Origin of the sequence: Neorhizobium sp. T25_27 (assembly GCF_002968565.1) — a bacterium.
Lineage (GTDB): Bacteria > Pseudomonadota > Alphaproteobacteria > Rhizobiales > Rhizobiaceae > Neorhizobium > Neorhizobium tomejilense.
In genome coordinates, this window is record NZ_PVBJ01000010.1 from 161145 (window position 1) to 183398 (window position 22254).

16 protein-coding genes are annotated in these 22254 nt (G+C 62.6%); 4 read left to right on the forward strand and 12 right to left on the reverse strand.

The features are described 5' to 3' along the window. Positions 1-6: 6 nt before the first annotated feature. From tssM to tssA, 12 genes are all read right to left on the reverse strand, one after another. Positions 7-3504: a type VI secretion system membrane subunit TssM gene (tssM, locus tag C5J24_RS24380; protein ID WP_105401777.1), complete on the reverse strand. Its 3498-nt coding sequence runs from the start codon at positions 3502-3504 to the stop codon at positions 7-9. Beyond that, entirely contained in the window at positions 3501-5045 is a 1545-nt protein-coding gene (gene tssL, locus C5J24_RS24385; RefSeq protein WP_105421586.1) for a type VI secretion system protein TssL, long form, read from the reverse strand. Before tssL ends, tssM begins: the two co-directional genes overlap by 4 nt. Continuing rightward, positions 5042-6382, reverse strand: coding sequence for a type VI secretion system baseplate subunit TssK (gene tssK, locus C5J24_RS24390; protein ID WP_105421589.1), 1341 nt, complete (start codon positions 6380-6382; stop codon positions 5042-5044). Before tssK ends, tssL begins: the two co-directional genes overlap by 4 nt. Beyond that, on the reverse strand, positions 6372-7568 hold the full coding sequence (locus C5J24_RS24395; RefSeq protein WP_105421591.1) for an FHA domain-containing protein: 1197 nt from the start codon (positions 7566-7568) through the stop codon (positions 6372-6374). Before C5J24_RS24395 ends, tssK begins: the two co-directional genes overlap by 11 nt. Further along, the gene (gene tssG, locus C5J24_RS24400; protein WP_105421593.1) at positions 7558-8622 is read right to left on the reverse strand and encodes a type VI secretion system baseplate subunit TssG; all 1065 of its coding nucleotides are present in this window, start codon (positions 8620-8622) and stop codon (positions 7558-7560) included. Before tssG ends, C5J24_RS24395 begins: the two co-directional genes overlap by 11 nt. A gap of 21 nt (positions 8623-8643) precedes the next feature. Next, a complete protein-coding gene (gene tssF, locus C5J24_RS24405; protein ID WP_105421595.1) occupies positions 8644-10422 on the reverse strand; it encodes a type VI secretion system baseplate subunit TssF in 1779 nt (592 codons plus the stop codon). After that, positions 10415-10924 (reverse strand): type VI secretion system baseplate subunit TssE, encoded by a 510-nt coding sequence (gene tssE, locus C5J24_RS24410; RefSeq protein ID WP_105401783.1) that lies wholly within the window; start codon positions 10922-10924, stop codon positions 10415-10417. The genes tssF and tssE overlap by 8 nt, the downstream gene beginning before the upstream one ends. Continuing rightward, positions 10917-11747 (reverse strand): type VI secretion system accessory protein TagJ, encoded by an 831-nt coding sequence (locus C5J24_RS24415; RefSeq protein ID WP_105401784.1) that lies wholly within the window; start codon positions 11745-11747, stop codon positions 10917-10919. The genes tssE and C5J24_RS24415 overlap by 8 nt, the downstream gene beginning before the upstream one ends. After that, positions 11744-13132 (reverse strand): type VI secretion system contractile sheath large subunit, encoded by a 1389-nt coding sequence (gene tssC / locus C5J24_RS24420; RefSeq protein WP_105421597.1) that lies wholly within the window; start codon positions 13130-13132, stop codon positions 11744-11746. The genes C5J24_RS24415 and tssC (C5J24_RS24420) overlap by 4 nt, the downstream gene beginning before the upstream one ends. Positions 13133-13253: 121 nt before the next feature. Then, positions 13254-14735 carry a type VI secretion system contractile sheath large subunit gene (gene tssC / locus C5J24_RS24425; protein ID WP_105421600.1) on the reverse strand — a complete coding sequence of 494 codons (1482 nt, stop codon included), beginning with the start codon at positions 14733-14735 and terminating at the stop codon, positions 13254-13256. Positions 14736-14858: 123 nt separating this feature from the next. Beyond that, a complete protein-coding gene (gene tssB, locus C5J24_RS24430; RefSeq protein ID WP_046635796.1) occupies positions 14859-15374 on the reverse strand; it encodes a type VI secretion system contractile sheath small subunit in 516 nt (171 codons plus the stop codon). A gap of 89 nt (positions 15375-15463) precedes the next feature. Further along, positions 15464-16534, reverse strand: coding sequence for a type VI secretion system protein TssA (gene tssA / locus C5J24_RS24435; RefSeq protein WP_105401787.1), 1071 nt, complete (start codon positions 16532-16534; stop codon positions 15464-15466). Positions 16535-16767: 233 nt separating this feature from the next. On the opposite strand from tssA, the gene tssH reads away from it, so the two are divergent. The 4 genes from tssH to C5J24_RS24455 all read left to right on the forward strand — a co-directional run bounded on the left by tssH (position 16768) and on the right by C5J24_RS24455 (position 22227). Further along, positions 16768-19548 carry a type VI secretion system ATPase TssH gene (gene tssH, locus C5J24_RS24440; RefSeq protein ID WP_105421602.1) on the forward strand — a complete coding sequence of 927 codons (2781 nt, stop codon included), beginning with the start codon at positions 16768-16770 and terminating at the stop codon, positions 19546-19548. 43 nt (positions 19549-19591) lie between these two features. Beyond that, on the forward strand, positions 19592-20068 hold the full coding sequence (locus C5J24_RS24445) for a type VI secretion system tube protein Hcp (RefSeq protein WP_041365441.1): 477 nt from the start codon (positions 19592-19594) through the stop codon (positions 20066-20068). A 136-nt stretch (positions 20069-20204) separates the two neighbouring features. After that, on the forward strand, positions 20205-21287 hold the full coding sequence (locus C5J24_RS24450; RefSeq protein ID WP_245441143.1) for a hypothetical protein: 1083 nt from the start codon (positions 20205-20207) through the stop codon (positions 21285-21287). A 94-nt stretch (positions 21288-21381) separates the two neighbouring features. Then, positions 21382-22227: a hypothetical protein gene (locus C5J24_RS24455; protein WP_172724125.1), complete on the forward strand. Its 846-nt coding sequence runs from the start codon at positions 21382-21384 to the stop codon at positions 22225-22227. Positions 22228-22254: the final 27 nt, after the last annotated feature.

Here is a 22254-nt window from a genome sequence, read left to right on the forward strand (position 1 = left end):
TGCCGATCAGAATTGCGTGGGGCAGGAGAAGGCATTGAGGGCCTCCAGGCGGAACGGGTTCAGGACGGAGCCGAACTGCACGTCGAATTCCGCCGTCCGTCCATTCTGCTGGAACCGGGCGCGGAAGAGGTCGTCGCCCTGCATGGCGATATTGGCACCATCGAAGAGCCTGAAAGGCGACCAGTCGCCGTTTTCCGTCATTGCCTCCTGCCAGCCTCCTGGCTGGAAGGCGATACGCGAAGCGTTGCTCGGTCCGGTCGAGGGCCAGGTGATGGATTTCGACTGGATCGGTCCATGGAAATAGACGACGCGCTCTCCTTCGATCTCCAGCATGACGGCATTGGCGCTATCGGTCAGCGAGACGGGCTTGATGTTGATGGCGACCGACGGTGTCTCGCTGTCTGCGGAAAAGAAGGCACGGTTGATCTTGTCGGCATTCTCGAATTGGGCGATCGCCTCGCTCGGAATGCTGGCGGAGCCGAAGGTACCTTTCCAGCCCCAGGGCGAGGAGCTGGTATCGACAAAAGCGGCGAGCCTGTCGTTGAAGAAGGTCTTGAACAGACCCTTCGGACCGAACAGGCGGACAAAATCGCTCATCGCGACATCGCGCGGCGATTCCCGGTCGAAGGGGTAGCGGCCGGTGACCACGCTGGAGCAGAAATTGGCACCCTCGGCGGTCCATGCATTGCTGATGCGGGTGCGGGCGGACTTGACCGCCAGCGAACCGACATCCGCGGCAAGCCCGGCCATCCAGGTATCGACGGGCGCCGGCAGGCGACGCGCCTGCTGCAGCAGATCCTGGTTGGCGTTGGTCAGCTGACTGTCGACATCAAAGACCTTTGCCACTTCGGCGGTGGAAGTCGCGGCACGCGATAGCTGCTCATGCACTTTTTGCAGGACCGGTTTCAGCTGAGCGACCTGAGATTTGGGTGCGTCCTGCGCCTGACCGGCCGGCAGCTGGGCGGTGGACAACGGATCGGATTGGGGCGGTTCGAGCGCGGCGCGCAGCGGTGCGAACGGGTCGGGCGCGTTCGCAGCGCTCGCAAGCGCGGTAGTCGAGGCGGGCAGGCTGTCATTCGCAGCAGACGCAACCTCGGCACCGGGCCGACGAAGATCGGTCGCCGCGGCGATGGACTTGGCGATACTTTCCACCGGGTTCGGCTCGCCTGCGAGGATGCGGGTCGTCTCGGCCGCATTGCCGATCGTCTGCGACGGCTTGACCCTGAGGTCCGCCAGCAGCCCTGTCCAGCGCTGTTCGAAATTGTCGAAGTAGAGCTGCAACGCGGCCTGGGCGACGGTATCGACGGTCAAGCCGACCGCGTTGGCCTCACCGCGCACCCAATGTTCCTCGAGCGCCGCGCGGGCCGCATCGGTAATCTTCGGCAGAACGACCTGCCGGTAGCCTGTGCTGGAAAAGAGCCCGGGCACGCCTTCCCCTATCGGTGCCTTGGATAGGCGTTCGAATGCCTGTTCGCCGAGCGGGCCCAGCGCACCGGCGGGCGTCCAGGCAGGCAGCGAGCGCGACTGACGGTCACCGGCGAGAATATCGTAGGCCCGGCTCGGGACGCTCTGGGAGCGGATTGTCTCGCGGGCCTTGGCGATCAGGGCGCTGTCGAGTTCGATCGGTGGGAGCGACCCACGCGCCATGGTGCCGGCATGCGTAATCAGCGCCTGCCGCGCCGCTGATCGACCTTCGCCGGGATAAAGCCTGGCGAACATTTCTTCCGCTTCCAGTGAAACGAAATCCGCATCCATCGGGCCCAGCCCGCCAAGCATGCCGTAGAGCTTGAGGGCGTCGAAGGTCGCCGCCCGCTCCTTGCTCTCGGTCATTTCCCTCTGTAGCTGAACGAGCATGCGGGGCAGAAGCAGCGCGTTCAAGGCGCGCTGGTAAGCGTCGCGCTGTCGGCCGGCCACCTTGTTTTCCTGGTCGAGGCCGAAGCCGACCGGCCACACGCGGGTTCGCGAAAACTCGCTGGTGACGGCGGCGAGATTGTCGAGTGCCGGGAGCACGCGAAGGAAATCGCTATCCGTCACGTCACGGACGGGCACCCCCCGCGCCAGCTCTTCATAGGCGTCGATGCGCCGCTCGGCGCTGGCAAGTGCTGCGGCATTCTGGAAATAGGTGGCGGTCCAGCTGGTGAGCACGACGGCCAGCGCCAGAACCGCGGCGGCATAGGCCGTGCGGCGGAAAAACACCTGTCGGCGGGAAAGCCGCTTGTCGCGGGCGACCAGGGACGCCTCGTCGAAAATGACGTCCTTGAAGAGCCGCGACAGGAAATAGCTGCGGCGCGGCCGTGCCGCTGAAGGCAGGCTTGTCTCTTCGGCCTGCGTGCCGGAGGCAAAATAGATGCCGCGCAGCATTGGCGGTTCGACCAGCTTGGAACCGGAGCAAAGCTCCGTCATCACCTCGTGCAGCCGCTCCTTCAGCGCGGCGAGTTCCGCGGGGAAACGGAAGATGCGGCCTCGCAGCTCCGGATTCGGCTCCTGTTGAAGACGCTCGATCAGCATGGCGCCGACGCGTTCCTGCAATAGGGCGAATTCCTCGAGGAAACGGTCCGGCAATCTGGCGGCCGTGTAACTCTCCTCCAGGCCGAATGTCGTGCCCCAGACCTGTTCGCGATCGGTCTTGCTGAACCCGTCGAAGAATTCCACGAAACCGGTGAGGAGGTCTGCCTTGGTCAGCACGAGATAGACCGGAACGCGGGCCTGCAGGTGTTCGTCGAGTTCCGAAAGCCGCTGGCGGATTGCCCTGATCTCCTCCCGCTGCGCTTCCGCGTCGCGGGTCAGCAGATCGCCGATCGAAAGTGTCAGCAGAGCGCCATTGATCGGCTGTGAACGCCGGTATTTGCGCAGCAGCCCGAGGAAGCCTTCCCAGCCGGCCTTGGCGGTGCCGTCCAGATCGTCCTGGGTCGTGTAGCGACCGGCGGTGTCAATCAGGATCGCTTCGTCGGTGAACCACCAATTGCAATTGCGGGTGCCGCCGATGCCCTGGACGGAATTGCTGCTCAGGGCATCGCCCAGCGGGAATTTCAGGCCGGAATTGGTGAGAGCGGTGGTCTTGCCGGAACCGGGCGCGCCGAAGATCACGTACCAGGGGAGTTCGTAGATATAGCCGAAACGCTTGCGGGTGATGCGCCGCAGGAGCTGCAATGCTTCCTTCAGGCGGTTGTGGATTTCACCCACCTCCGCCTGTTGGTTGGCGGCGGCCTCCGCCTGCCCATCGCGCTCGATGCTCTCGACCAGCTGCTTGTCGCGGCGGCGGTCGCGGATGACCGTGAAGATGAGATAGCCGAGCCAGACGGCAATGACCACGCCGATCAGAAGCAGGCGGGAATTGACGCTGGCCAGCGGCTTGAAATTCCCATAGGCGGCCAGATATCCGTAGAACCAGATGACGACGCAGATTGCCGCCACCCAGATGACGGAGATGAAGCGGCGCCCGATAAGGCCCGCATAGGCCTCCACATAGGAGCGCAGCGTATAGAAGAAACCTAACGGGTTCATCGTGCCGCTCCTCCGGCTGCCGGCGGGATTTCGGGCTTCGGCCTTTCAGCCTGAACCGGCGGCACCTTGAGGCCCGCGTCGCTCAGTCTTTCTGTGGAATCCGTGAGGACCAGGATTTCCGTACGGCGGTTCATCTCGCGCCCTTCGGGCTTGCTGTTGTCGGCGATCGGATCGCTGTCGGCGCGGCCTTCGGTCAGGATCGCATCCGGCCCGGCATAGGAGGCCAGAATGTCGCCGACCGCCTTGGCGCGCGCTTCGGACAGATGCCAGTTCGAAGGGAACTGGACAGTGCGGATCGGTACGTTGTCGGTATAACCGACGACGACGGCACGGAATTTTTCCGCGGCGAGGGCGCTGCCGATCCGCTGGATGAGATCGTGGAACTTCGTGCTGACTTCGGCGCTGCCGGTATTGAAGAGACCGGAATTGTTGATCCGCACCAGCAGTCGGCCGTTCGAATCCGACAGCGTCACGAGCTTCTTTTCCACCTCCGGCTGGAGGAAGGCGAGGAGATTGTCGAGGCGGCTCGGCGGCGCTGGCTGCTTCGGCGGGGGCTCGACCGGCGCGGGCTTGACCTCGACGACGGGCTGGTCCGGTCCAGGCGACTGCGTTGGCACCTTGATCAGCACGCTCGGCGTCTCGCGCGGCGGCAGGCTGGCCAGGCGCTGGAACGTTCCGTCGGAGGCGCTGTTGAGCGACAGGGTGAAGAAGAGATAACCGAGCGCGAAGGCGAGCGCGAGGATGGAGAGCAGCGTCCAGAGCGCCACGGCGGTGCGCAACGGCTTGTGGCGGGTCGAAACACCTTTCCAATGGGGCGACAGCTCCCGCTCGAAGACACCATACTGGCTAAGCAGCGTCTTGTAGAGGCTGTCGCGGATGCGACCGAGTTCGAGGCTGCCGCGCGGCGAAACCCGGGTGCGGCCTTCGAAGGCAAGCGACAGGCTGAGATAGATGAGAAGCAGCAGATCCTTGTTGGCGCCGGGGCTTTGATGGAAATGGTCGAGCAGGTCGAACACCCGGTCGCCGCCGGTCACGTCCATGTGGAAGGTGGAGACGAGGCCGGAGCGCGCCCAGCCGGCGCGCACGCCCCAGGGCTTGCTCAGGACCACGTCGTCCACGGTGGCGCAGACGACATAGTGGGCGGCGCGGGCCCGGTCCGGACTGATGCGAGCGCTGGCCAGATCGCGTTCGTAACGCCCGATGGCCTCGACCGCGATCTTGCGGAGCTGATCGATGTCCGGTTGCTCCTCGGCGTGGCGCAGCGCGTGGGCCAGGTTGAGCAGCGGAGCCGCCGAACGCACCAGGGTCGGCACTTCCTCCCCTCCGAAACGAAAATCCCTGACCAGCGTCTCGACCGACCAGCCTCCCTTGCGGGGAGGTGCCTGCTGCAGGTCCTTGCCCGAGGGGCTTTCCGAGAACTCGAGGACGTCGTCCAGCATTTCTGCCATCTTTCGGGCGGATTGCTTTTTTTTGACGCCGTCCTCGGTGAGTTCGACGATGGTTGGCAGGTTCTGCCAGGCGGATGCGGGTTCGTTCTTCATTCTCTAAGGGCCCACAGTTCCATTTCGAGGCCCGGGAAATCGCCGGCAAGATGCATGGCGATGGCGCCCGAGGTGTCGAGTTGCTTCCAGAGAGGATTCTTGGTGTCGAGTTCGAAGTAGATCGTGCCGGATCGGTAAGGCAGCTGGCGCGGCAGGACCGGCAGCGGCCGGACGGGAATACCGGGCAGTGCCACGTTGACGAGATCGGCAATGCGTTCCACTGGACCGACCTTGATTTGGGCCGGCAGTTTCCGGCGAACATCCTCGGCCGACATTTCTGCCCGCACCGCCAGCACGAAACCGGCATCCTTGAGCAGCGAGCGATCGTTGATCGTGCCGACGCGCACGCCATGGCGGCGCTCGGCAAGTTCGATTGCAACGGCCGCCTGTTCGAGAACCGCGGAGAGCGATGCGCGCAGGTCGTCGAAGACGGCTGCGAAGGTCGCCTTCAGGTCGTCATGCCGGTAGGGCGGAAAATCGGTCGCTCGCTTCCGCTCGGTCGTAAAGGTCGCGAGCTCGCCGGCAAGCTGGATGCAGGTCTCGTAGAATTCGATCGGATGGATGCGCGTCGCATTGGAAAGGATATGTTTCAGCATCGGATCGGCGCGATTGAGGATCTGCAGCAGGAAATAGTCGCCGACCTCCGCCGTGCCGCGGATGGTGGGATCGCCGATCCTTTCGGCGATCGCCTCCGCACGGTGGCGGACGATGCCAAGCAGTTCGGTCATCAGCTCTGTGAGGCGCGCCTCGGCCGCGCAGTTGAGGCTCGGCGCGATGAATTCCGGATCGAGGATGACGGCGCGGTCGGAGCGCACCTCGATAATCCGGGCGAGGCCGACGAGCTCGTATCCGCTGAGTTCGTCGCCGGTTTTGAGATAACGCATGCTGAGCCGGCCGACATCGATCGGCGCCATGAAATCCGTCTCGACATTGGCATCGGGTGCTTCGTAAAGCGAGGCGACGAGGCGGACGCTGTTGAGCTTTGCGCCGCCGTTCAGCGTCACATCGGCTTTGCCGGGCTGGCGGGCGGGAAGGGCAAGATAGACGATGGCGTTCTTGGTGTTCTCGTCGAGGTCGAGCGGCGGCGGCAGATCGGCATCGATCGGGGCCTCGAAAGGTGTGCCGTCCGGCATCATGCCACGCAGGTTGGAAAGAGCGAACTGGCCGATCGCCAGTGCGCTGCGGTCGATGCCGATTTCGGACACACCCCAGGGATAGGGGGCGAGCCCGCGCGTGGTGGTGCGGACCAGCCTTTCCGTCCAGCGATCCGCCTGCTGGAAGTGCTGCACGCGCAGGAACATGCCTTCGCTCCAGGCGACCCGGTTTTCATTCCTCATATCGGCCGTTTCCCTTTCGTCCTTTCGGCATGGCCTCGCGCTGTCCGCTGTCCGCCGCCCGCATCATTGCGTCGCGAAAGACCTCGCGGATCGATTGCGTCCTGCCGTTCTTTTCGAATTGCGCCTTGTAAGCCTGCCAATAGTCCCGATCGCGGGAACCGAAGCGAAGGCCGCGAGACCCGGCATCGATCCGGGCTTCCAGGACGCGCGGTTCCATCTGCCGCCCGGCTTCCCGCACAAGCTCTTCCAGCGCCGCATTGAGCCTCATCTGCCGGTCAAGCAGGGCCTCGGCGCGGATGATGAGCGCCTCCTCGCGGCCGCGGCCAAAGATATCCGGCTCCGAAGATGGTAGCGGGGGCTCCATATCGAAGATGGCAAAGGCGTTTTCCAAGGCTTCATCGAGCCGGCCGAGCAATGGCTCCAGCCTCTCCGCAAGCTCGCCGGTCCGGCCGATCGAGAGGCGCGGGAAATCATCGATCAACGGCTCGGGCGGAGGTATATTGTCGTTGACGGTTTCCAATGTCTCCACGGGGCGGACACGCAGTGCCGGTGCGGACACATGGGTGGCCGATCCATGTTCCAGACGGCTCCCGTAGTCAGACCCTTCGTCTGCATTCCAGTCGTCCGGAAGGAAGTTGGTGGCGGACCCGATTTCGGGCGGGCCGTTCCAGCCGATTTCGACATTGCGGGATGAGCCGGAGCCCTCCTTCTCGGTCGCGACCAGTATCGACCAGTCCTCCGCGACGCGCTCGCCGAGAATGCCGCCGGCAGCGCGGCCTCCAGGTGCGATATCCGCCAGGATGGCGGAGATGGTCAGGGATTCGTCGCTGAGCAGGAGCCCGGCATCGGGATCCTCCAGATCTTCATCCCGTTCGCCGGAGATGCGGACCTTGAAAGCCAGATTTCCGACCTCGACCATCGACTGGTCGGCGAGCCTTGCCGATTCTCCTTCATGGACGATATGGCCATCGACCTTCGATCCGTTGGCGCTCTGATCATGCAGCAGGAAACCGTCGCGATCCCGTTCGATCGTGCAATGGAATTTGGAAACCGAGCGCTGGTCCTCCGGCAGCCGCCAATCGCAATCCGGCGCTCGCCCGAGCGTGCGTCGGCCGCGTTCGAAGTACCATTTCCTTGCCGCTGGCGACGTATCGTCACCATCGATCTGACGCAGTTCAAGCCGCATGTCCGCCTCCTTCCAAGTGTCGCGGGCGTTCGACGATCACCGCATCGCCGCTGTCTTTCGCGGCCGGGGCGACGCGCGCCCAGCTGTTCCAGCCGAGGCGCGGCGGGTCGCCGGCCTTTTCGCCGCCAAGCTGGCAGAACGGGACATCGTCCTTCCTGAGGATGACCTGAATATCGAAGTCGAGAGCGGAACCGACATAAAGCCGCGTGAGTGCGAAGAGTTCGGTGATGTTGCGACCGCCGGGCGCGAGGGACAAATAATCGGCGTACCCGAGTGGACCGATGACGATGCGGAAACCGCCGCTGAAATCGCGGATAGCGGCGCCGGCGGTGGCATTGATACCGAGTTGGACGCCGCGCGGCTGGCCCAGACGGCTGCGCTCCTCCTGCGGAATGGTGAGCCAGCGGCCGCGAAAGAGCTCGACTTCGATCGGCAGACCGCTGAATTCCTCAAGCATCGCGCGCAGGTTCGCCGCATTGCGATTGCGGGCGGCAAAAAAGCCGGAGAAGCGCAAGACGAGATCGTCATCGACGCCGCTTCGTTCGCTCAGGCCTTTGGTACCAAAACCGGTCAGGGCAAGGAGGGTCGTGATGAAGGCATTGTCCTTGCGGTTGCCGTTCCAGCGCAGCCGGCGTGCGATGCGATATTTCTCGCAGGCATCGACGAACAGCTCGGTCATGCGGGCGCTGAAAAGATCGAAGAAGCTTGCCAGAGCCTTCGACCTGTTGCGCTCTTCGCGAAGGATGATTTCGTTATAAGCGGATGGCATGGAGCCGAGCGGGCCGATCAGGCCGGCAAGCGCGCTCTTGACCGACGCGCGCATGCCGTTCCGCTTGAAGCCGTTGACCGCGAGCGGTGCGGGAGAGACGCCGACATGGGATGAGACATCCAGCTCCAGCCCTGGATATTCAGAGACCGCCGCCTGCGCCACGCGAAATGCCGTCACCGGTTCGAAGCGGCCCGGGTTGCGTTCGAGCAGGTCGGAGAGAGCGTTCGCTGGGGCACCAGACAAGACACCGGATGGTGCGTCAGGCTTGCGGGTGGCAAGGTCCATGATCGGTTCGTAATCCTTTCGTCAGAGCAATGGCCGCTCGGCGGCGCGTGCCGGCCAGGTGGCGATGGGTTTTGATTGCCCCTTCATCGACACGGTCAGCCGGGTGAAGCTGTTGACCGAGGTGTAGAGGCTGAAGAAACGGTCGAGCACCGCGCCGAACAGGAAGGCGGATGGCCGGTCGATGGCGGCGGGATCGAATTCCAGCGCGATCTCGGTGCCGGGCACCATGCCACCGCTGCCGAGCCGTGCCGTCGAATTGCCGGCCTTGATGCGGATCAGCGCATCGACGAGCTGTTTGGTTTCCGGGCTGTCGCGGAAGGCGTAGAGCGACAGGATATCCTTCAGCGCCGCGCCGTCTTTGTCGAACAAGGAGAGATGATTGAGCAGCAGGTGCGACACGAGCCGCCAGTTGCGGCCGCCCTGATCGTTCATGCGGACGGAAGGGGTCGGCGGGATCAGCGCTTCGACGCCGGCGACCGCCTCATGGCCCGAAGCCAGCTGCAGGAAAGGATGGCCGCCGCCGAAGGGCAGCTGTTCCGGCAGGTCGCGGTTGAGGCAGAGCGTATCGACGCTCGCCACCGCATCCATCGGCCCCGCGAAGCGGCGATTGCGGTCGACGAAAGCGATATCTATGTCGCTCGTCCCGTCCTCGTCGAAGCGGCGATAGGCCTGCCAATAGGAGGCACTGTTGCCCGCCCGCTGCGAGCGGCCGAAGAACGGCTGGCAGAATTCTTCCTGCCCGCGGGCGCCGGTCAGGAGCACGCGGTCGACCGCATAGATTTCGCGCGTCCTCTGACGGCGGGCGTCCGGCAGGAGGCGATATTCGGTGCGGGTACCATCGACCGAAATCGGCTCGCAGGTCTGGCGGAAGAGGTTGACAACCGGCGTGGCATTGAGGGTGAAATCGCGGGCCGAGACGGTGCGTTCGAGCTTCGCGTCCGTCTCGTCCAGATAGATGAAGATCTCCAGCGCTTCGCTCTTCCAGGCGTCGAGCCCGTCGAGGTCGAGGAACAGGAATTTCTGCGGCAAGGCAAAAAATTCGGTCAGCAGCCGGTAGCCGATGAAGCTCGGCGCCGGATAGGGCAGCATGGCCTGTTCCGGTTCGAAGCCGACCGGCTTCAGGTTCCGGGCCGGCAGGAAGATCGCGTTGCGATCGTCGGCGTGTTTTGCAAGCGCGATGCCGAGCGTGTGGTTGGCAAGCAGTTCGTGGATCGCGACGGCCTGCTGCCAGGGCGACGGGACATGCAGCCGCAGTCTGCCGACGCCGAGAGCTCCGAAGGGCTGGCGCGGGTCGAGCGTGCGGACCGATAGTCGCAGGCAGCCGGCAACGCCGGAATAGGGAGACAGCGGCGCGTTGATCGGCTGGCCCGACAATGCGGCACCGGCGATCTCGATCGGCGCCACATCGACATCCTGGGTGGTGCGGAACCGGCAGGCCTCGCCGCCGATCGGCTCGGCGAGGATTTCCGTATGGCGGGGCACTGTCTGCACCGAGGCAAGCGTGCCGCTGGGCTTGAAGCGCACGATGCTCATCGAGGGGAGCGGTGCGAGATAATGCGGATAGAGCGTTTCGAGCAGTCCGTCCGTCAGTTCCGGGAATTCGTCGTCGATCTTTTGGCGGACGCGGGCGGCGGAATAGGCAAAGCTCTGGATCAGTCGCTCCACATGCGGATCGTCCGCGACGTCGCCGGTCATGCGCAGGCGGCCGGCAATCTTCGGAAACGCATCCGCAAACCGCGCCGCCCGCTGGCGCAGCGCCAGCAATTCGTCATTGTAGCGGTTGAGGAAGCCTTCAGCCATTCGCCGCCTCCACCAGGAACCGCTGCGTCGACGGATCGATCGTGGATTCGAAGCTTATCGGCGGCATGCCTTCATGCAGGCGAAAGCTCGCCTGGATGCGCATGCGCAGCGCCCGCTCCGTCATCGTCCGGCTCTTCAGGATCGTTACGCGAACATCGGATAGGCGTGTTTCGAAAAGCGAAATGCGGCGCTCGATCATCTGGGCGAGCTTGAGCTTGGCCTCGTCCGTCACGAGGTTGGCCGATACCATGCCGTCGACCCCGTAGCTCACCAGCGCGTCCTTGAGTTCGCCGAGCACGATCGGCGGTGCGGTCGGGCAGCGGCGCGTGTTGAGCAGGGCTTCCAGGTCGCGGCGGATCGATTCCCGCATGTCGCGCACCTGGTCGACCAGGCTTGCCGGTGCGTCGAAGGCGCGATCCGGTGCCTCGTCGATCAGCCGGTCGAGGATCGAGCGGGCAAGAATGCGGTCGCGCGGCCGGTAGCGTTCGAGTGGGTCAGCCATGGACGACCTGCTTGCGACGGGCCGCCGTCGCGACGGTTTCGAGGTTTTCGGTATCGTGGAAGGAGACGAGTTCGTCTCCGGCAAGGAAACAACGCTGGCCGCGGCCGGTGGTGATCCCCGTCGGTTCTTCGATCCAGTCCGTCTCGCGGCCGAGGATCAGCGCTGGATCGGACGCCGTGCCATGATAGATGGCGGGCAGCAGCACGGGCGCCACGGCGCCGTCTATCAATGAGAGTTCGGCGCGCCGGAAGGCGAGGTCGCGCGGCCTCGCAATCGGTTCGACCGTCACCGTTGCGATCTTGGCATAGTCGATCCACAGATAGGCGCCGCCCGTCATGATGACTTCCAGGGCATGGGGGATCCGGTCATCGAGATCGCGGAAGTCGGCAACCCATTTGCCGTTCCAGAGCATCGGAAATTCGCCGCGCTGATCTTCCAGGGCCGCGAGCATCTCCTTTGCATCGGTCTCATCCCGCATCCGGTGGGCGAGGCCGAGGCGGACCGCAAGCTTGTCGAGATTGCTTGGCCCTCCAGGGAATTCCGGCACGGCGCTGCTCCGGAACCAGGCGTCGCGTGCCGCCATGCCGCGCAACTGATTGCGCAGAAGGGCAAAGCCCATGGTCGCGTCGGGGGCGAAGGTGACGGCCAGGCTGCATTGGGTGTCGGCGCGCTCATAGTCACCGGCAAGCACCAGCAGGTCGATATAGAGGTGGCGGGCCTCCTGGTCCGAGGGATTGGACTTCAGGTGCGCCTTTGCCATGTCGAGCGCAGCATCGAGTGCATTGTCGCTCAAGCGGTTGGCGATGCTTTCGGAAAGCGTCATGCGGACATCCTCTCGGTAGTGGCGACGGGGCGGCGAACGATCTGGTCCGGGTTCGCGGTGTCGGCGATGAGGTGGAAGCTCGTGGAGACGTCGTCGAGCTGGAAATGCGGCTGCAGGCGAACGGTGCAGGAGAAGGTGCCCGGCTTTCCCGGGATTTCCGCGACGGTGATGCCGGCCGAACGCAGGGGAAAGCGGGTGCGCAGCGAAAGATCGGCGTCGTCATTGCCGAGCGTATAACCGGTCAGCCAGTCCTCGAGCTTCCGCTGGATGGAGTTGGCGTCGGAGAGCTGGCCGATCTCGTCGCGCATGATGACCTTCAGGTAATGCGAAAAGCGCGAGGCGCAGAGCACGTATTGCAGCATGGCGGCGAGCCGGGCGTTCTGGCATGCATGCTCGCTGGAATAATGCGGCGGCGCGTGCAGCGACTGATTGGAGTTGAAAATCGCCGAGGCGGAGAGATAGGTCGTCGCGACGGGGATCAGGCCGAGATCGCAGAACTGTTGCTCCTGAACGCTCGTCAGGCGGATTTCCACCGGCGCCTGGGCTGAAAGCCCGTTGCTTTCGGTGCCGAAGTCATAAGGGCGTAGCTCCGACGTGCTCAACAGACCGCCGTCGATCCTGTCCTGGGTGACGCCGCGGATATCGGCGAACCAGCCGGAATCGATAAAATTGCGGATGACGATGGCGCCGAAGGCGAAAGCGCCGTTGCCCCAGAGCAGCGAACTGCCGTCCGCGGCGATCTCCTCGCGGAAGGGAAAGCCGTCATTGCGCCGACGGTCGTAGGGCTCGAGCGGCGAGCGCATCAGGATTCGCGGGCCGACGAGGCCAAGGAAACGCGAGTCCTCCCGGGCGCGAAGCGCGTTCCAGCGGATACGGGTCGGATCGTTGGCGAGCCAGGAAAAATCCTGGACGCGGCCGAGTTCGTCAAAGTCCTCAAGCCCGATCGCCTGGGGCGAGGCACCGGCAACGAAGGGGCAGAAGGCGGCCGCAGCCACCATGCCGAGCTGCGTCAGGAGGCTGACCGCGTCTCCGCCTTGCGGCTCGCTCGGCGAGAAGTGGTAGTCGCCGATCAGCAGCCCGTGGGGTTCGCCGCCCGGCGTGCCGAATTCGCGGCTATAGATCAACTCGAAAAGATGGCTCTGGTCGAAATCCGAGGCGCGTTCCATGTTCCGCGCAAGTTCCTGCGAACTGATGCTCAGAAGCTTGACCTTCACATCGCCGCTCGGTCCGGATGCGCGCACCAGCATGGCAAGGCCGCGCCACCTGGCCTCCATGGCCTGGAAGTCCGGGTGATGCAGGATCGCGTTCACCTGGCGGTTCAGGGCGTCGTCGATCAATGCGATCAGCCGGTCCGCCCGACGCCTCCATTCTGTACAAGAACCCATCGTCATCCTGGTGTCAAATCCGGTCAGTCCACAAAAGCCTAGTCGTGTGCCGGTCCGGAACTGCGTGAAAACAAATGCGGGAGGGTCACGCGCGGCGAGGGGACGCCGCGCGTGCGTCGCATCAGGATTTGGAGGGGATCCGAGCGACCATCCGCAGCGAGGTCGTCAACTCCTCCATCTGCAGCCAGGGGCGCATCCAGGCGACCGCATTGTAGGCGCCCGGCTTGCCGGGAATCTCCTGAACGGTCACCCGGGCATCGCGCAGCGGATATTTGGCACGCGATTCCTCGCCCGCCTCGTCATTGGCATTGACGTAATTGGCGATCCAGCGATTGAGCCAGGCTTCGCAGTCTTCTGCTTCCATGAAGGAGCCGATCTTATCGCGGCCCATGACCTTCAGGTAATGGGCGAATCGCGACGTCGCCATCATGTAGGGCAGGCGGGCAGAGACTGCCGCATTGGCGTTGGCTTCAGGCCGGTCGTAGAGCTTCGGCTTATGGGCCGTCTGCGCGCCGAAGAACACGGCATAGTCGGTGTTCTTGTAGTGGCAGAGCGGCAGGAAGCCGAGTTTGCCGAGTTCGGCATCGCGGCGGTCGGTGATGCCGACCTCAGTCGGGCACTTGAGGTCGAGATCGCCATCGTCGCTCGAGAAGATGTGCATCGGCAGGCCCTCGACCTTGCCGCCGTTTTCCGCCCCGCGGATCGCGGTGCACCAGCCGCTCTTGGCGAAGGCCTCGGTCAAACGCGTGCCCATCACATAGGCGGCGTTCATCCAGCAATAATTGTCATGCGGCAGTTCGCCGGTATCGGAGCCGCCCGTCTCATCGTAGTTGAACTCGTCGATGGGGTTGGTCTTCGGGCCATAGGGCATGCGCGCGAGGACGCGCGGCATGGCGAGCGTCACGAACCGCGAATCGTCGCTGTCGCGGAATCCGCGCCATTTGGCGTACTCGACCGTATCGAAGATTTTTTCGAGGTCGCGCGGCTTTGCGACTTCGCGGAAGTCCTCGAAACCGAACATGCGCGGGCTGGCAGCCGAGATGAACGGCGCGAAAGCGGCCGCGGCGATCATCGACACGCCCTGCAGCAGCTGAACGTCTTCAAAGGAATTGTCGAATTCGTAATCGCCGACCAGCGCGCCCATCGGTTCGCCGCCCGGTGTGCCGAACTCGTCTTCATAGACCGACTTGAAAAGGCGCGACTGATCGAATTCGACCGCTTTGGCCAGATCCTTGGAGATGTCGCGCTTCGAGGCGTTCAGCACGCGGATCTTCAGGTTGACGCTGGTCTCGGTGTTCTTGACCAGATAGTTGAGGCCGCGCCAGGCTCCTTCGAGCTTCACGAACTCGGGTGCCTGCATGATCGCCGCAAGCTGCCGGGAGATCGTCTTGTCGATTTCCGCGATCGCGTTGTTCAGGGTGATGGTCAGATTGCGGTCATAGGTGACCGTGCCTTTCAAGGCCTGGTCGGTGAGGGTGCGCAGCAGGTCCTGCGCGCGGTTCGGCTCCGTCTGGCGGGTCGCCGCGACCACCTTCGTGAGAAGGTCCTGATCCGGAACGAAATCGATCTGTTCCGCCGTCTGCAATTGCGTGTCAGTGCTCATGTCTCAAATCCTTTTCAGGGAAGCAGCGGTCTCGAAGTGTTGACGCCTTCGAGCAGGCGGCTGCTCCAACCAACAGATGGGCAGGAATTTCAAAGCGCGCAGTCGGCCGCGCGCGAACGACACTCAGTTCACTGCGTCTTTCTTCTTGTCGTTGCCGAGCTCGGCGACGAGCTGGGAGAGGTCGGCCTTGTTCTGAAGGATGTCTTCGAGCAGCCGTTCCAGCTCCTCGGAACGGTCGGCCTTGCTCATCAGGTCGCGCAGTTCGTTGCGGGCGTTGAGAAGGGCTTTCAGCGCGGGCACCTGGTTGACGACGGAGCCCGGCTCGAAATCCTCCATGCTTTCGAATTTCAGGGAAACCGGAAGCTCGGTTCCGTCGTTCTGCAATGTGTTCTCGACGGAAATGGTGAGACCCGGGGTCATGCGGCGCATCACGTCGTCGAAATTGTCCCGGTCGATCTGGACGAACTTGCGCTCGCCGAACGGTTTCAACGGCTGGGTCGGATTGCCGGAGAAATCGCCGAGCACACCGACGACGAAGGGCAATTCCTTCACCACCATCGCGCCTTCGGTCTCCACTTCATATTTGATGTGGACCCGGGGTTTGCGAACCCTCTCCAGTTTCTCATGCACGCTTGCCATCGGGATTCTCCTTCCTGCCATCGGCAGATTACGAATTCAGACTGTTGCAGATTGCTGTCGGGCGGCAGCCCGTAGCGGTCGTAGACCCCTCAACCTCCCCTGTCGGCTGAGGGCTGGATGCCGGCCGCCGTCAGCACCGCATTGCGCGCATGCTGTTCGGGCAGAAGCTCGGCAAGAAGCTCGGAAAAATCCATGCGGCCGCGGCGCACGAGCGTCTCGATCGACATGGAAATCGGTGAATGGGGTTCGGTCCGGCGAAAATAGCGCGCCACCGCGATCAGCAGCTCGAAGGCCTCCTCGCGGGAGCGAAGAGTTTCGGCGGTGACCTGACGGGGCTGGGCTGCAGGTTCCGTCTCGGCCTCGTTCGTGTTGGCGGGGCGGAGGTCCGGCTTGTGCGGCAACTGTTGTTCCGGCGCGAGAACGACGGCTTCGATACCCGCCAGAACACGAATTGCAGAAGCCGCCTCATGCAATACATTGCGTGTATTCGAACTCGGTGGCGCCTGATCACCGCAGCGAGCATCAAGTATAGCGACCAGACGGTCGAAAGCGGCAATGCATTCCGTGAGTACCGTCAGGTGGCCTGACATGCGTGCGACACCGGCTTCCGTCGCCGCCTGCTGTAATTCCTGGCGCCGCTCGCTTTCGGTCGCCCGCTGGGAAAGCTGGAAATCCCAGAGGGAAAACTGAGCGAACTTTCCGCCTGGAATCAATGAAGTCAGGCGGATCGCCTGAATGATCGTCCCTTCGCCGCCGACGCCGTTCAGGCCTGCGAGAGGCGCAAACCGTTCCTCGAAATCGGCATCGCCGATCGAATACAGAGAGTCAAAATGATTGTCTAAAAGCGACACCATGGCTTCGTAAACGTCGCGCAGACCCTCGAAGCCACGCAGCCGCAGCTGAGCCTCTGCCAGCCAAGCCAATACTTCGATGTCCTTGCTCACTGAAGAAAGAATCTGCAATCCAAGATTGCTGACATCATGCCAGGCAGGTGAAAGACCAATAGCTTCACCTGGAACAGTTCCCCGTTCGGCGGTCCTTGCGGCGTTTCTCGCATCCTTAATTCTATAGTATATTTCGCGCACAGAAGTATTATCTCGAAGATTTTCTCCGCACGGGCCGCCTTCTTCAAATGGGGTGGCTATTTTTAGCACATTCACGCTATCATATTCTCCAAAAACGGGAGCATAAATTTGCAGATCGTCATCTTGTGAGCCATATACTGGCTTGTCAAGCTCCGGAAGCAGGTGACATTTTCATGACAACTATCGTAACCGCTATTTTTTGACATAGCGCAACTTTTGATCTGGACAAGGTCCGGTAACCGCCCTAGTTGTTGCCTCGCATCTCGAAAGAACACTGCACCTCGATCAAAAGATACAGGGCTTGCCGGATGTCGCACATCGATCTCAGCCGTCTGATTAGAACGCTTGAGCCAAATTTGCGTGTCGGTCTTGAGACAGCCGCTTCGCTTGCTGCACGTCATCAGCAGCCTGTCGTCGAGGTCGGTCACTGGCTTCGCGCGATTTTGGATATCCCTGAAGTTTCAGCTGTATTCGAGGATCTCAAGGTTCCTTCGGAAACGCTCCGCACCGAGCTCGATGCGGCGATTGCCGATATACGCCGGGAAGACGGCGCGTCGCTCGTGCTCTCCCAGAACCTGCTTTCGCTGGCTCGCGAAGCATGGCTTGTTGCCTCGCTTCAATTCGGGCGCAGTACCATCACGCTGGCGGATCTGCTGGCTGCACTGACCGCCGATCACGCTCTGCGATCCGTCGTGCGCGGGATTGCGCCTTCGATGCGCGGCCTCGACCGGACGCGTCTCGACGAGAAGCTCGAGAAAGCGACGATCGATCAAGCGGGTAACCCATCCGAGCCGGCTCTTTCGAGGCCGGCTTTTTCGTCGGCGGAGAACGAATTTCTGCGCCTTTATACCCGCGACATGACGGCTGATGCGCGTGCCGGAAAGCTCGACCCCGTCATCGGTCGCGACCGGGAGCTGCGCCAGCTGATCGACATCCTGATGCGGCGGCGGCAGAACAATCCGATCCTGGTGGGCGAGGCCGGCGTCGGCAAGACGGCGGTCGCCGAAGCGCTCGCCCTGGAGATTGCCGCTGAACGCGTGCCTGAGCGGCTGAAGCAGGTGAAGCTGCAGCTTCTCGATCTCAGCCTGCTGCAGGCCGGGGCCGGCGTGAAGGGCGAGTTCGAACGACGGCTGCATGGTGTCGTCGATGCCGTGAAAACCTCACCCGAACCAATCATCCTGTTCATCGACGAAGCCCATGGGCTGATCGGCGCGGGCGGACAGGCCGGGCAGGGTGATGCTGCCAATATCCTGAAGCCGGCCCTGGCGCGGGGCGAGCTGCGGACAATCGCGGCAACGACCTGGAGCGAATACAAGCGCTATATCGAGAAGGATGCGGCACTCACGCGGCGTTTCCAGATGGTACAGGTGCAGGAGCCGGATGAAGAGACGGCGGTGCGCATGCTGCGTGGGGTGGCCGAGAGCCTGAAGACACACCACAAGGTGCGGATCCGCGACGAGGCGCTGGTGGCCGCCGTTCGCCTTTCGGCCCGGTATCTGCCGGCCCGGCAGCTTCCCGACAAGGCGATCAGCCTGATCGATACGGCTGCAGCCGGGGTTGCGCTGGCGCGGCAGACGTCGCCGGAAGCGTTGAAGCTGCTGAACAACGAGCGGGATCTTCTGGAAACCGAAGCCAGATGGTTGTCGGGCGAGCCTGAAACACCGGGAAATGTCGCCCGGCTTGCCGAGATTGCGCGAGAACGAGACGAGATCGGTGCCGAAATCGATGCTCTGGGGGCGAAGTTCGACGAGGAGATGCGGCTTGCGCGCGAAGCCGATCGCCTTGAAGACGTCTTTTCGCATGACCCCGCCATCGTGCCGTTGTCTGCGGCCGGGGAGGCGAGCGGCAGCACCAATATCGCGCCTTTCCCGCCGCAGGCGATGACGCCCGAAAGCGCCCGCACCGCCTTTGCCGGCACCGAGCGAAGCCTTGTGGCAGTTGCCGGGGAGGCACCGCTCATGCCACGTGTTGTCGACAAGGAGGCGGTCGCGGCAGTGGTCGCCCGCTGGACCGGCATCCCGGTCGGCAAGCTTTTGTCCGACCAGGTCGAGACGGTGAAGACGCTCGATGTGCGGCTGAAGGAGCGCGTGCTCGGCCAGAATGCGGCCATCGAACGGATCGCCTCGACGATGCGTGCTGCCCGCGCCGGTCTCACCGATCCGCGCCGGCCGCCGGCCGTCTTCCTGCTCGTCGGCATGTCCGGTACCGGCAAGACGGAGACGGCGCTGTCGCTTGCCGACATGCTTTATGGCGGCAGCCGATATCTGACGACTATCAACATGTCGGAATTCAAGGAAGAGCACAAAATCTCGATGCTGCTCGGCTCGCCACCCGGTTATGTGGGCTATGGTGAAGGCGGCGTCCTGACGGAGGCGGTGCGGCGCAGGCCCTATGGGGTGCTGCTGCTCGACGAGATCGACAAGGCGCATCCGGGCGTTCAGGAAATCTTCTACCAGGTGTTCGACAAGGGAACGCTGCGCGACGGCGAGGGTCGCGACATCGATTTCAAGAACACTACGATCTTCATGACGGCCAATACCGGTTCGGAACTGCTTGCGGCGCTTGCCGCGGATCCGGACACGATGCCGGAAGGCGAGGCGCTCGAAGCGCTTCTGCTTCCCGAGTTGCAGAAACATTTCAAACCGGCCTTCCTCGGACGCACCACGGTCCTTCCCTTCATGCCGCTCGGCCGCGGGACGTTGTCCGGCATCGTCGATATCCAGATCGGACGCATTCGCGACCGCGTTGGCGCAGCCTACGGCACGGCGCTCGACCTGTCGGCCGACGCGCGGGAAGCGCTGGTCTCCCGGGCGAAAACCAGCGAGATGGGCGCCCGCGCCATCGAGATCATGATCGCTCGCGATCTTCTGCCCGTGCTTTCCACCTTCTTCCTCGATGCCGTCGCGGAAGGTAGCAAGAGCGCCGGCATCACCATCAATTTCGACGGTCAACGCTTCGGCATCGATACCGAAAGCGCGGCCGTCCAGCACAAATTCGCCGAACCGGATCATAGCCGGCAGGCGGATGAAGAACCCTCGGGCCGCAAGCGCACCCGGGGAGGAGCAAGACGAAAGGCAACTGCGCCTTAGACGCAACTAGGCATTTTAATCCGATAATAGGAGAGCTGATAGCATGCCGATTTATCTGCAGATCGACGGTATTCAGGGTGACGCAACCCATGAACAGCACCGCAAGTGGATGGATATCGAAGCCATCCATTGGAACGTTGCCCGCAACATGAACACGTCTGCCGGTTCCGCGGCAAACCGTGAAGCTTCCGAGCCGACTGTCTCGGAAGTCATCCTCACCAAGGTCAGCGACTCCTCGTCGACCAAACTTTTCCAGGAAGCCTGCTCGGGCCGCACCGGCAAGCGCACGGTGATCCACCTGGTGACCACGGGTAACCCGGGCGACACGTATATCGAATACTCGCTTACCAACACGCTGATCGCCAGCTACTCGATCGATTCCAACGGTGACCGCCCGATCGAAACGATCAAGCTGAACTTCACCAAGATGGAGGTGAAGTACACGCCTTACGACGAGAATCATTCGCCGCAGTCGCCGATGATCGCGTCCTACGATCTTTCCACGGCCAAGGCCGCCTAAGGCCGCTCAACATTGCCGGCGCCGGCCTTTCGGCCGGCGTCGCATCCATGCGCTACCCCACCCGTCTACGCTTGCGCGGGTGACGGACGTTTTCGCAAATAGTTGAGAGATATTTTTTGGCTTTGGACGATGGGAGATGATCGTGGCATCCGCAAATCAACGCTTGAGCGATATTCTTGTAAAGCTTCCCAAACATAAGTCCCAATGGGAGCTGAACGTCGCCAGCCCCTACGTGCGCGCATATGACGCCGCGGTATTGAGTTACAATAACGAAATGAAGGCCCAAGGAGAGCGCGATCGCGCCACCGCCGAGATGTTTGTGCTGGCGGCTTCGATCCTGACCGGCAGTGTCATGATGGCCGCCTTCGCCACGACCTCGGTACGCGTGCTGGCGGGCCGCGCGATTGTCCGCGTGATCTGCAATAACAATCTCAACCGCACTTTCAATCTGATGGCCGCCGCGAACAATAACAAGGCGTTCATGTTCGCGCTGGGCGGTGTTCTGGACGAGGCCAAGAAGGTCGCCAACAAGCAGGTGACAAAACTGGTGGAAGGCCTGACGAGCACCGGGACACAGGTCTCCGCACCGACCTCGGTCAACTACGAGTCGCGTCTCATGGACTTCATCCGTGCCAGCCATATCTGCACGCATGAGTTCATCGAAGGCGTGAAGGAAGACAATTCCATCAGCGAGGCACACAAGGGACAAGTTGCGGACATGGCCGCCAGGATCCCGTTCTGCAACCCGCCGACCGGCAGTAGCGTCGACGAGAGGAAGCTGGCCGAAAAGATGGAACTGCTCTTCTACATGAGCGCAGTCTTGGATTCCGACAGGCTCGTCACCTACGCACCGTCTTATGGCGGAAGCGTCGGTGCCATAGGCCGCGAAACGAAATACGGCGAAAAGTCGATCTCGCAGATGCCGTCCGACCCCCGTTACCCGAAGGCCGTTCATCCCCGATTCAACGGCAGGCCTTTTGCGTCCTACGATCCGGGCCAGCGCATCGAATACGAGAGTATCGGTTCCGGTATCCGGGAGCGCGTCAACAAGCTCAGCATCAGCACCGGGAACGGACCGTTCTATCCGAACCAGAGTTTTGTGGAGAGGAAGCTGTTCGACCCGACTGGCCACGCACAGATGATGAAGGCCGAGCAGATCATCAACAAGCTCTACAACGACGCCCGCCCCAGGCAACTGACAGAAGTGCGGATGATCTGAGGTGCGGTGGATGAAGTTGATCGGTTTTCCTTCGCCATCGGTTCGGGCAGGCACCATTCCGCGACGGTCGCGGAATGTCGCCCTGGCATTTTTAATGACGGTATCGGCGCCCGCCATCGCATCTGCTTCGGGCGAAATCGACGAGGCTCTTCTTCACATAGAGCAGATCGGCGCACGCCTTTCGGCAATGCCGTCGGAGGTTGAAAACGTCGTGAAGGCCGCGACCGATCGAGGAAAAGCCGAGGCTTCGAAGGCGGGGCCTATCCTTGAACCGGCCGTCCGCGCTTCGTTCGATCCCAAAGTCATGGTGGCCGAGATATCGGACAGCCTGGCCGAGGTGGCTGACGGGAAAGTCGACCGCGCGGCCTTGGCCAAGGCCGCCATGGCGTTCGAGGATGGCCGCAAGAAAATCATCGCGATGTACGAAAGCCAGGATCGGTTGACCGCAAAACAGATCGAGACCCGCATCTCCGGCGCCGATGACGGTCCCCGCATCAAGCAGTTGGCGGACCTGATGGCGTCGCCGGACCTGGCTGCCGAAACCGCTCTCACCATGCAGGTCATGTATGTCTCGCTGGAGGCATTTTCCGACGCGAATTCGGCTGAACTGGCATCCGCGTCACCGGAGAAACTGAAGTCCGAGCTTGGAGGCGTCATCACATCCCTGCGCGACAGGACCGAGAACGAAAAGCCGGTGCCCAAGGATGTTGCGCGGATGGAAGAAAAGGCGCGGCTGACGTTCATCCTTGCCGCTTTGCCAAAGGAAGATCTTTCGGTTCTTTCCGATTTTTATCAAAGCGCAGAAGGCAAGGCTAAGCGGCAAGCGCTTGTTGACGCTTACCAAAAGGTATCCGACCAGGCCAATACCAGGATGCTCGAACGATATTTCCCGGCATTGGCGGGATATTTCAAAACTCATCCCCGACCGCAGCAACAGTAGTTGAGCGTTTTTAGACGGGACTTGACG

Coding starts and splice junctions, on each gene's coding strand:
- tssM (WP_105401777.1), bottom strand. CDS start 3,504: ATGAACCCGTTAGGTTTCTTCTATACGCTGCGCTCCTATGTGGAGGCC.
- tssL (WP_105421586.1), bottom strand. CDS start 5,045: ATGAAGAACGAACCCGCATCCGCCTGGCAGAACCTGCCAACCATCGTC.
- tssK (WP_105421589.1), bottom strand. CDS start 6,382: ATGAGGAATGAAAACCGGGTCGCCTGGAGCGAAGGCATGTTCCTGCGC.
- C5J24_RS24395 (WP_105421591.1), bottom strand. CDS start 7,568: ATGCGGCTTGAACTGCGTCAGATCGATGGTGACGATACGTCGCCAGCG.
- tssG (WP_105421593.1), bottom strand. CDS start 8,622: ATGGACCTTGCCACCCGCAAGCCTGACGCACCATCCGGTGTCTTGTCT.
- tssF (WP_105421595.1), bottom strand. CDS start 10,422: ATGGCTGAAGGCTTCCTCAACCGCTACAATGACGAATTGCTGGCGCTG.
- tssE (WP_105401783.1), bottom strand. CDS start 10,924: ATGGCTGACCCACTCGAACGCTACCGGCCGCGCGACCGCATTCTTGCC.
- C5J24_RS24415 (WP_105401784.1), bottom strand. CDS start 11,747: ATGACGCTTTCCGAAAGCATCGCCAACCGCTTGAGCGACAATGCACTC.
- tssC (WP_105421597.1), bottom strand. CDS start 13,132: ATGGGTTCTTGTACAGAATGGAGGCGTCGGGCGGACCGGCTGATCGCA.
- tssC (WP_105421600.1), bottom strand. CDS start 14,735: ATGAGCACTGACACGCAATTGCAGACGGCGGAACAGATCGATTTCGTT.
- tssB (WP_046635796.1), bottom strand. CDS start 15,374: ATGGCAAGCGTGCATGAGAAACTGGAGAGGGTTCGCAAACCCCGGGTC.
- tssH (WP_105421602.1), top strand. CDS start 16,768: ATGTCGCACATCGATCTCAGCCGTCTGATTAGAACGCTTGAGCCAAAT.
- C5J24_RS24445 (WP_041365441.1), top strand. CDS start 19,592: ATGCCGATTTATCTGCAGATCGACGGTATTCAGGGTGACGCAACCCAT.
- C5J24_RS24450 (WP_245441143.1), top strand. CDS start 20,205: ATGATCGTGGCATCCGCAAATCAACGCTTGAGCGATATTCTTGTAAAG.
- C5J24_RS24455 (WP_172724125.1), top strand. CDS start 21,382: ATGACGGTATCGGCGCCCGCCATCGCATCTGCTTCGGGCGAAATCGAC.